Genomic DNA, 13,571 nt, shown 5'->3' with positions numbered 1-13,571 from the left:
CAAGCAACCTTTCTCTAATTGAGGCGGTATCGCCCGCCAGTTTAACTATCTTCGCGCCAGGTGCGTTCGGGCTCGGCGCCATCGGAGACATCGGAATCGCCCGGCTGATTTTGCTGCATGTAGAGGAATGCCAGGTGGCGCTCGTACAGGTCCAACACGTTATTGATGATCTGGTTTTCGGAGTAGCCGTAGACGTCATAGCCCAGCGAACCGGTCATGTCATAGACCTCAAGGCGGTAGTACTCGCCGTCGCCCTCGCAGAAGTCTGGGCGCTCCGCGGAAACGGGGAAGAGCTGGTAGCGGAATTGGCGCTCGTTGTGCAGCCGGACCTCGAGATCGAGCTGGGGCAGCTCGGCATCGGGAAGCTCACTGGTGAGCAAGATGGCGTCATAGCCGCGGGTGCGCATTTGCGTGGCCACCTGCTCGAGGGCGTAGGTGGCAGTTCCCCGCAGGTAGTCATCCATGTCCTGTTTGGTGGGGAAGGAATTGGCACGGTCCAAGCGGTTCTTCCACAGGTTGGAATCGCTCGGCTCGCGCTCGGTGCGGCTGCTGATGGCACCGTGCAACGCGGTTTTCCGTGCCTCGCGCTGGACGATTTCTAGGCGCAGCGACTTCCAGAGCGAGAACATGATGAGGTAGACCACGAATGCGAAGGGCAGGCCCATGACCACGGTCGCGGATTGCACGGTGGCAATGCCATCGAGCTGTAGCAATGCCAAGGTCAACGCGCCGACGGTAATGGACCAGAAAATGCGCAGCCGCCGGGCGCCATCTTGCCGGTTATCCGTGATGCGGGAGGTGAAATTGGACATGACCAGCGCACCGGAGTCGGCCGAGGTGATATACAGCAGCAGGCCGATGAAGGTGGTCAGGAAGATGACGATGGCGGAGCCAGGGAATTCCTGGAGCATGTCGTAGAAACCCTGTTCCGGAACGTTGATGGCGTTTTCCGCAAATTCCGGATAGTCACCAGAGCGCACCATGTCCAGGGCGGTATTGCCAAAGAAGGACATCCACATCAGGATGAACAGGAAGGGGAAGGTCAGCGTGCCCAGGATGAACTGGCGCAGCGTGCGGCCGCGGGAAATGCGGGCGAGGAACAGGCCGACGAAGGTTGCCCAGGCAATCCACCAGGCCCAGAAGAAGAGGGTCCAGGATTGCATCCAGGTATCCACGCTGGCTTGGTCCTCAGCAAAGGCGAAGGTCTCTAGCGTCCAGGAGGGGAACTTGGAGACGTAGTCACCGATATTGGTGACGATGGCGTCGAAGAGGTAGGCGGTCTTGCCAAAGACCACGACGTAAATCATCAGCGCGATGGCGAGGTACACGTTGAGCTCAGAGAGGAAGCGGATGCCCTTATCCACGCCGGATACGGCAGACAACGTTGCAATGGCGACAGCGATAATGATGAGGGCCGATTGCAGCCCCAACCCCTGCTCGATGCCAAAGATGAGATGGAAGCCGTAGGACAGCTGCACCACGCCGATGCCCAGGGATGCGGTAACGCCGAAAACGGTGCCCAGCATGGCGGCAATGTCCACGGCCGCCCCAATGGGTCCGTGCACGCGCTTGCCGATGAGCGGGTACAGCGCCGAGCGAATAGCCAACGGCATATTCAGACGGTAGGCGAAGTAACCAAAGGCCATGCCCATCAGCGCATAGAGCGCCCAGCCGGTAAGCCCGTAGTGGAACATGGCGTAGACCACGGCCTCTTTGGCGGCCTCCATGGTCTCGCCATCGCCCACCGGCGGATCCATGTACATCGTGACCGGCTCGGCCACGGCGAAGAACATGAGGTCCACGCCGATGCCGGCGGCAAAGAGCATGGATACCCATGAAAAGGTATTGAATTTGGGCCGGGAGTGGTCCGGGCCCATGCGGATGCTGCCGGTATTGGAAAAGGCGATGTAGAGGACAAAGACCACGGCGATGGTGGCGGTCAGGACGTAGAACCATCCCAGGTTTGTGCCGATCCATCCGGTGACGCTGGCGAGGGTATTCGCCGCGGATTCTTTGCCAAAGCCCGCATACAGGGCCATGGCGATAATCAGCACACCGGAAATGATAAAGACCGGCCAATTGGGTTTGGGTGCGGCCACCTCATCGGCACCGACATCATCGCCGGTTTCGGCCTTGTAGCTGCCGACGATGGCGCGTACTTGGTTGCGCGGTTTATGACCCTTGTCCTCAGTTGGGTGAGTTTCCCCAGGGGAGTGAGCGAGAGAGGTGTCGGAATCCCCTGTACGGGACTCTTCATGGTCGTGCGGACCACGGTTAGCCATCTACTTCTCCTAGTCTTGATCGATTAAGTGCCGAATCTTTCGCAAGAGTGCCCTTCAATCCCCCGAAAAGAGGGGTAAGAGATAGGTTGGTGTCATAAATCATATGCGAGCAATCTATGCGTAAAGACCCCGGATTTCATCTACTCAGATGCATACCCGAACACCGTAAATATACATTAATCTGCGAAAACGTCCACCAGATGTGTATTCTGGGGTCGCCATTGTGCATAAATGAAAGCGGTTAAGCACAGATTTTTTGCGCACAATACAATGGATTCGCCAGAAATTCGGCGAGAACTACGCGTGAGATGGCTCACAGAAGGAAGGGGATTTATGGGTATTGTGGACAAATTGACTAAGAAGAACTCGACAAAGAGGGCCACGGATGAAGTAAGCGATGTGGTCGTCGTCGGCGGTGGCTCCGCTGGCTCCGTCATCGCGGCTCGTCTGACCGAGGACAAAGACACCCGCGTGCTCGTTCTTGAGGCCGGCCGTCCGGATTCCCTGTGGGACCTTTTCATCCACATGCCTTCTGGTTTCTCTTTCCCCATCGGGGCAAAGAACTATGACTGGATGTATGAGTCCGATCCGGAACCGGAGATGAATGGTCGCCGCATCTACCACGCGCGCGGCAAGGTGCTCGGCGGTTCTTCTTCCATCAACGGCATGATCTATCAGCGCGGCAACCCCATGGACTACGAAAAGTGGGGCCAGAACCCGGGCATGGATAACTGGGACTTTGCCCACTGCTTGCCGTATTTCAACCGCATGGAAACCACCGCTGCTGCGGATGACGATGACCCGCGCCGCGGCCACGATGGCCCGCTCTACCTGTCCCGCGGTCCAGCAACCTCGCCGCTTTTTCAGGCGCTATTTAAGTCGGTGCAAGAAGCAGGCTATAACCTGACCAATGACGTCAACGGTTACCGCCAGGAAGGCTTTGCTCCCTTCGATCGCAATATCAAGCACGGCAAGCGTTGGTCCGCTGCCCGCGCCTACCTGTACCCCAACCAGGACCGCGACAACCTTGAGGTGCGTACCCGCGCATTTACCACCAAGATCCTCTTTGAAGGCACCAAGGCAGTGGGCGTGGAATACGAGTGGCAGGGCGGCACCCACCGCGTCTTCGCAGACAAGATCGTCTTGTCCGCCGGTGCCATCAATACCCCGCAGTTGCTAGAGGTCTCTGGCGTGGGCGACCGCGAGATCTTGGAAAAGCACGGCATCGATGTGGTCAAGCACCTGCCAGGCGTGGGTGAGAACCTGCAAGACCACCTCGAGGTCTATATCCAGTACGAAACCACCAAGTCCACCGCTTCCTCCCAGCCTTACCTGGATAAGTGGCGTTGGCCATTCATGGGCTTGCAGTGGCTGCTGACGAAGAAGGGCCCAGTGGCTACCTCGCACTTTGAGGGCGGCGGTTTCGTGCGCTCCAACGAGGATGAGGCCTACCCGAACTTGATGTTCCACTTCCTGCCCATGGCGGTGCGCTATGACGGCCAAAAGGCCGACGTTAAGCACGGCTTCCAGTGGCACGTCGGCCCGATGTTCTCCGATACCAAGGGCCACGTGCACATCAAGAGCTCCGATATCCGGCAAAAGCCCTCCATCCTCTTTAACTACCTGCGCACTGAGCAGGACCGCCGCGAATGGGTAGAAGCCGTCCGCGTCGCCCGCTCCTTGCTGGATACCAAGGCAATGGAGGAAGTTGGTGCCCGCGAGTTCAGCCCGGGCCCAGAGGTCCAGAGCGATGAGGAAATCTTGGAGTGGGTCCGCAATGACGGCGAGACCGCACTGCACCCATCTTGCACCGCCAAGATGGGCGATGAGTCCGATCCCATGGCCGTGGTGAACCCAGAGACCATGGGCGTATGGGGAATCGATGGACTGTATATTGCCGATGCTTCCGTATTCCCCTCGGTTCCCAACGGCAATATCTACTCCCCAACTATGATGGTGGGCGAGAAGGCTGCGGACCTTATTGCCGGCCGCACGCCGCTCGAGCCTAACTACACTCCGTGGTACAAGGCTCACGAGGATATGCCGCTCTACGCCGAAGGCGAGGCGATCCGTGACCACAAGGAGGCACCGAAGGGTGCTTACTAACGCCCGCTTATATTAAGGAGACAAAGCCGTGACCATTTCCTCACTTCTTACCCTGATGGGGATTTGGCTCGCGGCTTTGGTGTCTCCGGGGCCGGATATCGTGCAGGTCATCCGCGTGGCCCCGCGTTCCACGCGCGCCGGGCTAATGTGCGCGGTAGGGGTATTTAGCGGGACGGTCTTTTGGATCGTTGCCTCCCTGGCCGGTTTATCTGCGCTGATTGCGGCGCGCCCGAGCGTGCTGAGCATCTTGCAATTGCTCGGTGGCCTGTTCCTGCTCTACATGGGGGTATCCTCCCTGCGCAGCGGCGTAGCCGCACGTCGCGCTCCCGCCCGCGAGGTGGACGCGGAAGACTACGCGGAGCAGGCGCGGGCCGCTGGCGATGCCGATGTCGAAGACATGACCAACTGGCGGGCCTTCAAGCTGGGGCTGGTGACAAACCTGTCGAATCCCAAGGCATTGGTATTTTTCGGGGCGGTATTCGCCCAATTCATCCGCCCGGAAATGTCTGTGGGGTGGACCATCGCGGTGGCGTTGATCCTTGCCGCCATGTCCTTCGTGTGGTTTTCTTCCTTCGCGCTGCTCGTGCGCGCGGCCGCGCGGTGGACGGCGCGGTATTCCGCCGGCATCGATATGGTCTCAGGCCTCGTCTTTGGCCTGCTTGGTGTGGTGATGGCCGGGGAGGGTGCCACCGCGCTGCTGAAATCACAGTAGTTACCTGTTTCGCTGCAGGTGAGACACTTCCTACAGTTGTTTGCGTTAGTAAAAATGCATACGAATGTGGAGGTGTTAGGTGGCTATAGGTGCCCTTGTGACCCTGATGGGTATATGGTTCGCGGCCATGGCTTCGCCGGGGCCAGATGTGGTTCAGATTATCCGCCTGGGTGCGCGTTCCACCCGCGCGGCAGTGTGGGTGGCCATTGGTAGTACAACGGGCCTTGCCCTGTGGACCATCGCTTCACTCGCCGGGCTTTCGGCATTGATCTCTACGCATGAGGGCATTTTGGTGCTCCTGCAGGTCCTCGGCGGCAGCTATCTGCTGTGGATGGCCTATAGCGCGATTTCCTCCGGCCTGCGGGAGCGGCGTGCACCCGCCACCGTCGTAGGCACGGAGAAGCAGGCACCACAACCGCGCGGATTTACCCCGGACGGCATCATCAAGGCGAAGACGGCCTACCGCATGGGGTTGGTCTGTGACCTTTCAAACCCCAAGGTGGTCATCTTCTTTGGCGCCATCTTTGCCAATTTCATCGACCCAGGCATGGGGGTGGGCGGAAACGTCGTCGTCGCCGCGGTACTGGTACTAGAAAGCTTGGTTCTCTTCGTCGGCGTCGGTTTGAGCACGCGCGCGGTATCGAAGTGGATGGCCAAGAACTCGGCCTGGGTGGACATCGTCAGTGGCATCGTCTTTCTACTCCTCGGCGTGGTTATCCTCTTTGAAGGCATCCGCGGGCTCATTGCGATGTAGCCTGAAGTTATGATTTTTACTACCACGAATACCGTCGACGGGTATGAAATCACCAAGTACCTGCGCATCATCGCTGGTGAGACCGTTATCGGTATCAATATGCTCAAAGACTTCGGGGCATCGATACGCAATATCACCGGCGGTCGCGCCTCTGGCTATGAAAGCGAAGCCATCAAAGCCCGCGAGGCGGCGCTGGATGAATTGTGGCGCCGCGGCCAGGAATTGGGCGCTGATGGCGTGGTGGGCATCGCCTTCGACTATTCCCCAATGGGCACCAATAATGACATGCTTTTGGTCACCGCTACGGGCACGGCGGTCTCGCTGCGCGCGCGTGACTAAGCCCTTGCACCCCCACCCATAGCCGCGCGGGAACGGGCTCTGGGTAAGCTGGGCGGCATGCTTGAGGTTGCAATTTCTGGTGAGTCCATCAAATTGGGCCAGTTTATTAAACTGGCCAGCTTGGTCGGCACCGGTGGTGAAGCCAAGGAACTTATCGCAGAAGGCGCGGTGACGGTCAACGGTGAAACCGAAACTCGCCGCGGCGCCACGCTGCAGATTGGCGATGAGGTGTGCATCGAAGGCACCTGCGCGCGCGTGGGCGAGCCCGACGATGATGATGATTATTTTGATGAAGCCACCGCAGACGATGACTTTGATCCGGAAAAGTGGAGGAATCTATAAATGCCCGCATTTGAAGCCGAAGTAGGCATGCCCTACTGGATCGACCTGACCACCTCGGATCCGCGCAAGTCCGCCCACTTTTATGAGCAGGTCTTGGGCTGGGAAATCTCGGCCGAGTCCAAGGAGGAAAACCCCTATCAGATGGCGCGCCTGCAGGGCCTGCCCATCGCGGGCCTCATCCCGCAGCCGGACGAGGCGCCCATGCCGGATACCTGGGTGACCTATTTCCTCTCCAAGGACATCGACGGCGATTGCCAGCGCACGGAGAACCTCGGCGGGCGCATCTTGGCCGCGCCCCAGCCCGTGGAACTGGGCCACATGGCCTTGCTTGCCGATGCCGCCGGTGGCATGTTCGGCCTCATCCAGCCCTCAGGCCCCGAGCACTTCGTCGCCGGTGGCGAACCCGGCACCCCGGTATGGCACGAACTGACCGCCACGACGCGATTCCAGCAGGCCATGGACTTTTATGGCGAGCTTTTCAACTGGGAGATTCGCGCCATGGAATCCGAGGACGAGAATTTCATTTACGCCACCGCAGAAGAAGACGGCGCCCCGTTTGCCGGCCTGTGGAATGCCGAAGGCCAGTTTCCGCCTCAGGTGCCGAGCTTCTGGCAGACCTACCTAGGGGTGCGCGATATCGATGCCGCCGCCAAGAAAGCGGTAGAGCTCGGCGGTGAAATCATCCGTGAACCATGGGATTCCCCCTTCGGCCGCATGTGCTTGCTCGCGGATTCCACCGGGGCGACCATCACCCTGACCGAGGTGGAAGACGCACCCGAGGATGAGCCCACCGAATCCGATGACGTGCTCAACCCCACCAGGGACTAAGCACGGGGAAAGAGGCGTTTATGTCAGACTCCTCTGATTTGGCACAGCGCGTGCTAACCATCGTGGCCGTTATCCCGCCCGGCAATGTGTCCTCCTATGGGGAGGTGGCAAAACTCGCTGGGTGCGGGGCCCGCTACGTCGGCACCGTGATGAATAGGCACGGTGGTAACGCCGCCTGGTGGCGGGTGGTCCGCGCCAATGGCGCCTCCCACGATCCTGCTCGCGCGGAAGAATACTGGGACCGCGAGGGCATCGAGCATTCCCACGGGCGCGTCGCCATGCATAAGCACGGCATGGATGCGCGGGACCTAGCGGTATTGATGCGATAGATAGTGCAGTAGGAAAACTTTTTGCAGTTATAGAGTGCGGTGCGGTACCTCTCCAGCTACGCTATATGCGTTATGAAAAAATTAGCTATTGGTTCTCTCGTTACCGCACTTTCATTCGTGACCATTCCCGCTGCCCAGGCGGTCAGCCTCGATCCCCAATCCGTGCCTGATCGTACGCAAATCACCGTTAGGCACGATTCCGGCGCCACGGTCTCGACCGCCAATAGCCACGAGTCCCGCCCGGCGCTGTCCTTGAGCAAGCTCTACCTGGGATATTGGGTGCTCAAGTATGGTTCTGCCGCCGATAAGGACCAAGTGGAAAATATGATTCGCTACAGCGACGATAACGTGGCCAGCGACCTGGACCGCCGCTACCCGCAGGCCATTCCCAGCATCATCCAGGAATTCGGGCTGAGCGAGACTCATTATACCGGCTACTGGGGAACCACGAAGACCTCGAGCGAAGATGTCGCGCGGTTTACTGCCGAGATCCAGAACGATCCCATCGCGGCGCCCATTTTCGCGGGAATGGCTACCGCCGCTCCCGTGGCTGCGGATGGATACCGCCAGGATTTCGGCACCGATCACATTCCCGGAGTATGGGGTACTAAATTCGGTTGGTCCGATGACCGCACCATCCACGCCTCCGTATCTACTGGGCATGGGTTTACCGTAGCCGCCAATACCTACGGCGATGCGCAGACCCATACCGCGGATGTCACGCGCGGCGTCAACAATTCGCCAGCCGGCGGATCCAGCGAGGCCATCGGCGCACGCATTGAAAACGACCTCAACCTGCAAGGACCTGCGCAGCAGGCGGTCCGCGATGCCACCCAGACCGCGGCCGAGCTTGAGCGCCAAGCGTGCGCGAGTGCTAATCAAGCCCTAGTGCAGGTGAGCCAAGTGCGGGTGTGCCAATAAGCGCCGAGGGGGGCTGGCGTTTAGATCAGGTTCCAGACGGTCACGGCCATGATGACTAGGCCCATGCCAAAGACGAAGTAATTCCAGATGTCGTTTTTGAACTGGGAATAGTCATCAACCTTTTTAAACATGTAGACCGGCACCAGATAGACCAAGAATGCCACGAAGATGCCGCCAACCACCGAAATCATGTCCATGATCGAGGGGTTGAAGACGGCGACGAGCGTCGTTGCCACGAATACGATGACATAGATGGTGTTGAGCAGTGCGCGGCGCGAGAGCTTATTGGCCATGCGGGGCACGGCAATGCGCAGTAGATATTCTGTACCTTCCTCGGAACCAAGCATGTGTCCAAAGTAGGAAGAAATGATTGCACACATGGTAATAAGCGGTGCCATATAACCAATGAATGGCGTGCCCGTGACGTTGGCGAAATAAGACAGCACCGGGATGTTTTGATCGACCGCCTCCTTCATCCCGTCCGCGCCAAGTGCGAGAACGCAGGACCAGACGAAGAACATGGTAAATACCACGAGCATTGCAGCGGTATAGAGCTCTACGCGGGAGACGAACTTCTCCGTCTTCTTGCCGTAGGCCGGCTGCACGTCGACGGAGAACTGCGATAGCGCGGCCATGTGGGAAAAGGAAAAGACCAGCACCGGCAGGATAAGCAGGATGCCCTTAAGGATTCCCCAGAGGCCGCCCTCGTATTCAACGTTGAGGAAGCTTTCGAAATCCCACTTGGGGATCAAATAAATGGAGGTTGCCGCCAGGGCGACGATGAGCGGGTAGACCAGCATCTGGGCCAGCCACAGCATGGGGCGGCGGCCGATGGCAAAAAGGCCCGTCATAACGCCCACGCAGGCAATGGACAATATCCACCGATTGATGCTTGGCCCGCCGAGCTGGTTGACGATGAAACTATCGACCACATTGGTAATGCTGATGCCGTAAATGAGCACAGTTGGCACGATGGCCAGCCAATACAAAACGGCGATGAAAAGGCCGCTATTGCGGCCAAGGTAGTAGCGCACCAGTTCCAAGACATCCTTGCCGTGTTGTTCTTGTGGTGCGCCGCTGACTATGCGGGCGTAGGTCCGGTGGGAAAAATACACCAGCGGAAAGATAAAAACGGTGGCGAAGACGAGCGGCCAAAATCCGAAGGCGCCGGCGTTGAGCGGCAAGAAGAGGATGCCGGCACCAACACCGGTGCCAAAAAGCGCGATGACCCAAGACAGGGTGGAGCCCACTGCCTTTTGCCGGTTGGCTTCCTCTGCGGAATTTGTCGGAGCTGCCCCCTTAGTACTTTCCGTGCTGTCATCCGTGCGGGACTCGTGGGTTGGGGCATTCATGAAGGTCCTCAGTCCTTAAAATGGAGGATAGGTGGCAAAAGTGCCTTGTAGTGAGTGTAGCGAAGCCCACTACCAACATGTGCCTTAAACCACAGATTTTTGCGGAATGCGGTTGTTTTGGACAATTTTGGGGGAACAAGCGCGCTGGGTGATTAGCGCGTGAAGACGAGCGCGTCCTCTGCGCTGCTGTGGCTATAGCTGTCATCGTTGTTTGCGTATTTATTGCCGCGCAGGATGATCCAGATGCTCAGCGGGTACAAGATGATTGCCACGGAAAGGGCTTGGATGACGGCCGCGGTATCGGAATCATGCAGGTAATTCCAGCCAAAGTGCAGGAGGAAGGATACCGCGAGGCAGCCGAGCGCCACACCAATGCGCCACCAAAGAGGCTTGGCCGCCGCGTAGAGCGCCCAGCCGATGCCCCAGCCGGCCAGTGCCGTAAGCAAAACGTGCAGGCCAGGGCCAGCGACAAGGCGCAGGCCCCACATCTGTAAGAGCCCCGCAAAATCGCTATCCGGGTGAGTGGTAGCGCCCATAGAGCCGTAGAGGATGTTTTCGTTGGCCTCAAAGCCTAGGCCAACGACGGCGCCGACCATCCACCCGTGCCAGGGGCGGTTGAGTTGGCGGAAGGACATCAGGACAAATAAAACGCCTGTGGCCTTCGAAATCTCTTCGGGATAGGCACCGCTCCATGACATGAAGGAATCGACCCACCCGGAATTGATGGCGAGCTGCATGACCGGCGTGGAGCTTATAGACGCCAAGCTAATGGCCATGCCAGAACCCCATAAAAAGGCAAGCGGTGCCCATACGCGCGCCGGGCGGGCCCACATGGGGCTCAGCTGCAATACCGCGATGACTATCGCGACAAGGATCGCTGCGATGAGGATGCTGATAATACCCATCAGCGGTGAGATCAATAGGGTGATGACCGTCTGGGAGACAAAACCGATAAGGCCCAGACCGGAAAAAATCCACAGCGCGGTGCGAAAAAGTTTAGACATTTATACCAAGGCCTTTCCAGAAAACTCCGCGATATCAGCAGTGACTTCTTCCGGTAGTTCGTCTTGCCCAAAGGCTTTCCAGAGGCGTTCAGTGGTCGTGCGCGTAGCCGCGGAATCCCCGGTGACGGTGACCACCCAGTCCTTATTCTCGTCCGCACCGGTGCCGTCGATGGAAATGGCGGCGGTGGAGGAGGGGGCATCGGCAAGCGCGAGGGCACCATCTTTTCCTTCATGGACCTCGCCCTCTGGAAGGCCTGGGGCCATGCCATAGGCCCGGACCATGCGGCGCAGGGTGTGCTCATCGTCGTCGGTATCTTCCACGATGACCGCCTGCACGGAGGTGTCACCGCAGGTCCAGCCAACGCTAGCCAGCGAAGTATAGTCGCGCTCGCAGTACAGATCAGGCACGGTAATATCCCAGTCCTGGCTGGGATCAGACAGGGTTACTTGCTCCACATCGGCGGGGTGCGGCGGTAGCACCGCGTGGACGATGGCGGGCAAGGCGAGGACCACCGTCACGAAGGCAAGGACGGCGATAAAGAGGACGCGCGGCCGGGCTGGTGGAAAGCGGAATTTTTCCATAGTCCATACCTTAACTGGAAGGTTTGGCCTACAGTGGCAACCATGAAAGATCTTTATCAATTAGTCAACGGACCTTGGGTAGAAAATCACGTTGTCCCAGATGACCGCGGTGTGGATGGCACCTTCCACGCGCTGCGCGATGAAGCAGAAGAACTGGTTCATGACATCGTCAAAGACAACGATGCTCGCCCCGGCAAGCTGTATGCATCCTTCATGGATACCGCGGGCGTCAACAATGCCGGCATGGCTCCATTGGATGCGGACCTTGACCGCTTGAGCGCCGCCGATCCCACGGAATTGGCGCACCGCTTGGGCGAGCTCGAGCGCGAGGGCGTGGGGGCGCCGGCGACGTTCTGGGTGGAAAAGGACTCCGGCTCGGAAGAGGCCGTTGCCTATATCGTGCAATCCGGGCTAGGCCTGCCGGATGAGGCCTACTACCGCGAGGAAGCGCACGCGGAAACGCTGACCGCCTACGAGAAGCACGTGGCGGAGATGCTGGGCTTTATCGAGCCCACCCGCCTGTTTGGCCTCGGCACCGAAGTTGCCGCCGAGCGCATCGTCGGTTTGGAAAAAGAACTGGCGGCGGGCCACTGGGACGTGGTTTCTACCCGCGATGCGGTAAAGACCAATAACCCGTGCGAGTTTTCTGAGCTGCCCTCCATCACCCAAGCCTTGCTCGCCGGCGGAAAGCTGCCGGAGCACCGCGTGGTCAATATGATGCCGTCCTACCTGGAGCACCTGGAAAAGCTCTTTACCGCTGACCGCATGGCTGATTGGCAGCTGTGGGCCACCTGGCACATCCTGCGCTCCCGCGCGGCCCTCTTGCCGGAAGAAGTAGGCGCAAAGAACTTCGAGTTCTACGGCACCTGCCTTTCTGGTGCGACCCAACAGCGCGACCGCTGGAAGCGCGCGGTGGGCCTGGCAGAAAGCCTGGTAGGAGAGGAAATTGGCAAGGAGTTCGTGGACGCGCACTTCCCAGAATCCTCCAAGCGCGAGATGGATGAGCTGGTGGATTATCTCATCGCCGCCTACCGCGAGCGCATTTCCCAGTTGGAGTGGATGACCCCGCAGACCCGCGAGCGCGCCCTAGAAAAGCTTTCCCAGTTCAAGGCCAAGATTGGTTTCCCCGATACCTGGCGCGATTACTCCGGGCTGGAGATTTCTGACAAAGGCGCGGATCTGATTGCTAATGCCCGCGCCGGGTCCGCCTTTTCCCACGACTATGAGCTGGCAAAGATTGGCAAACCCGCCAACCGCGATGAGTGGGTCACCACCCCGCAGACCGTCAATGCTTTCTATAACCCGGTGGTCAATGACATTACCTTCCCGGCCGCCATCCTGCGCCCGCCGTTCTATAACCCGGATGCGGATGCCGCAGAGAACTTCGGCGCCATTGGTTCTGTCATCGGGCACGAAATCGGCCATGGCTTTGATGATCAGGGCTCGCAATTCGATGGCCAGGGCAACCTGAACTCCTGGTGGTCCGATGAAGACCGCGCGGACTTTGAGGCGCTTACGGCAAAGCTGGTGGAGCAATTCGACGGCCAGGTCCCCACGGTGCTGAAGGAAGCCGGCACCGAATCCGCCGGCGTCAACGGCAAATTTACTTTGGGTGAAAACATCGGTGACCTGGGCGGACTGGGCATTTCCGTGGTGGCTTATAAGAACTACTGTGCCGATAAGGGCATTAACCTGCTGGGCCAAGAAGAGGAATTTGTGGTCGACGGCGCTGAGCCGGAACTGGCCGAGCACACCTATAACGGCCTGCAGCGCTTCTTCTTGTCCTGGGCTCGCGTCTGGCGCACGGCCATCCGCCCGGAGATGGCGACCCAGTACCTGGCCATTGACCCGCACTCGCCCGCGGAGTTCCGCTGCAACCTCATCGCCGCGAATATCGCGGAGTTCTACGAGGCCTTCGACGTAGACAAAGACTCCGCGATGTACCTGGCCCCAGAGGACCGGGTGACCATCTGGTAAATCGGTTCTTCCCCGCGCCCGCCTTGTGCGCATCACGGGCACG

The 13,571-nt window shown here is 59.1% G+C and carries 13 protein-coding genes; 9 read left to right on the top strand and 4 right to left on the bottom strand.

What is annotated here, in order from left to right; all coding sequences use genetic code 11:
• Positions 1 to 41 precede the first annotated feature (41 nt).
• Entirely contained in the window at positions 42 to 2,282 is a 2,241-nt protein-coding gene (gene betT / locus ABRP93_RS04265; protein ID WP_349887018.1) for a choline BCCT transporter BetT, read from the bottom strand.
• A gap of 333 nt (positions 2,283 to 2,615) precedes the next feature.
• Here betT and betA point away from each other — a divergent pair, with 333 nt between their 5' ends.
• From betA to ABRP93_RS04225, 8 genes are all read left to right on the top strand, one after another.
• A complete protein-coding gene (gene betA, locus ABRP93_RS04260; protein ID WP_349887017.1) occupies positions 2,616 to 4,388 on the top strand; it encodes a choline dehydrogenase in 1,773 nt (590 codons plus the stop codon).
• 28 nt (positions 4,389 to 4,416) lie between these two features.
• Positions 4,417 to 5,100 carry a LysE family translocator gene (locus ABRP93_RS04255; RefSeq protein ID WP_349887016.1) on the top strand — a complete coding sequence of 228 codons (684 nt, stop codon included), beginning with the start codon at positions 4,417 to 4,419 and terminating at the stop codon, positions 5,098 to 5,100.
• Between the two features lie 127 nt (positions 5,101 to 5,227).
• Positions 5,228 to 5,854, top strand: a complete 627-nt coding sequence (locus tag ABRP93_RS04250; RefSeq protein ID WP_284898642.1) for a LysE family translocator — start codon at positions 5,228 to 5,230, stop codon at positions 5,852 to 5,854.
• Positions 5,855 to 5,863: 9 nt separating this feature from the next.
• Positions 5,864 to 6,193 (top strand): YbjQ family protein, encoded by a 330-nt coding sequence (locus tag ABRP93_RS04245; protein WP_023024859.1) that lies wholly within the window; start codon positions 5,864 to 5,866, stop codon positions 6,191 to 6,193.
• 57 nt (positions 6,194 to 6,250) lie between these two features.
• The gene (locus ABRP93_RS04240; RefSeq protein ID WP_005276256.1) at positions 6,251 to 6,535 is read left to right on the top strand and encodes an RNA-binding S4 domain-containing protein; all 285 of its coding nucleotides are present in this window, start codon (positions 6,251 to 6,253) and stop codon (positions 6,533 to 6,535) included.
• Complete coding sequence (locus tag ABRP93_RS04235) at positions 6,536 to 7,363, top strand: VOC family protein (RefSeq protein ID WP_349887015.1); 828 nt, start codon at positions 6,536 to 6,538, stop codon at positions 7,361 to 7,363.
• A gap of 20 nt (positions 7,364 to 7,383) precedes the next feature.
• Positions 7,384 to 7,692, top strand: a complete 309-nt coding sequence (locus ABRP93_RS04230) for an MGMT family protein (protein WP_023024863.1) — start codon at positions 7,384 to 7,386, stop codon at positions 7,690 to 7,692.
• A gap of 117 nt (positions 7,693 to 7,809) precedes the next feature.
• A complete protein-coding gene (locus ABRP93_RS04225) occupies positions 7,810 to 8,613 on the top strand; it encodes a hypothetical protein (RefSeq protein WP_349887014.1) in 804 nt (267 codons plus the stop codon).
• Between the two features lie 20 nt (positions 8,614 to 8,633).
• Here the strand turns inward: ABRP93_RS04225 and ABRP93_RS04220 are convergent, their stop codons facing one another.
• The 3 genes from ABRP93_RS04220 to ABRP93_RS04210 all read right to left on the bottom strand — a co-directional run bounded on the left by ABRP93_RS04220 (position 8,634) and on the right by ABRP93_RS04210 (position 11,551).
• Positions 8,634 to 9,965, bottom strand: coding sequence for an SLC5/6 family protein (locus ABRP93_RS04220; RefSeq protein ID WP_349887013.1), 1,332 nt, complete (start codon positions 9,963 to 9,965; stop codon positions 8,634 to 8,636).
• A 152-nt stretch (positions 9,966 to 10,117) separates the two neighbouring features.
• Positions 10,118 to 10,969, bottom strand: coding sequence for a PrsW family intramembrane metalloprotease (locus ABRP93_RS04215; RefSeq protein ID WP_349887011.1), 852 nt, complete (start codon positions 10,967 to 10,969; stop codon positions 10,118 to 10,120).
• Positions 10,970 to 11,551 (bottom strand): hypothetical protein, encoded by a 582-nt coding sequence (locus tag ABRP93_RS04210; RefSeq protein ID WP_023024872.1) that lies wholly within the window; start codon positions 11,549 to 11,551, stop codon positions 10,970 to 10,972. It lies immediately after the preceding gene.
• A gap of 42 nt (positions 11,552 to 11,593) precedes the next feature.
• On the opposite strand from ABRP93_RS04210, the gene ABRP93_RS04205 reads away from it, so the two are divergent.
• Positions 11,594 to 13,528 carry a M13 family metallopeptidase gene (locus ABRP93_RS04205; RefSeq protein WP_349887010.1) on the top strand — a complete coding sequence of 645 codons (1,935 nt, stop codon included), beginning with the start codon at positions 11,594 to 11,596 and terminating at the stop codon, positions 13,526 to 13,528.
• Positions 13,529 to 13,571: the final 43 nt, after the last annotated feature.

This window comes from Corynebacterium sp. KPL2850 (assembly GCF_040225855.1).
Taxonomy (GTDB): Bacteria; Actinomycetota; Actinomycetes; order Mycobacteriales; family Mycobacteriaceae; genus Corynebacterium.
Note: the sequence above shows the minus strand (reverse complement) of the source record. Positions and strands in the feature narration are given on the sequence as shown.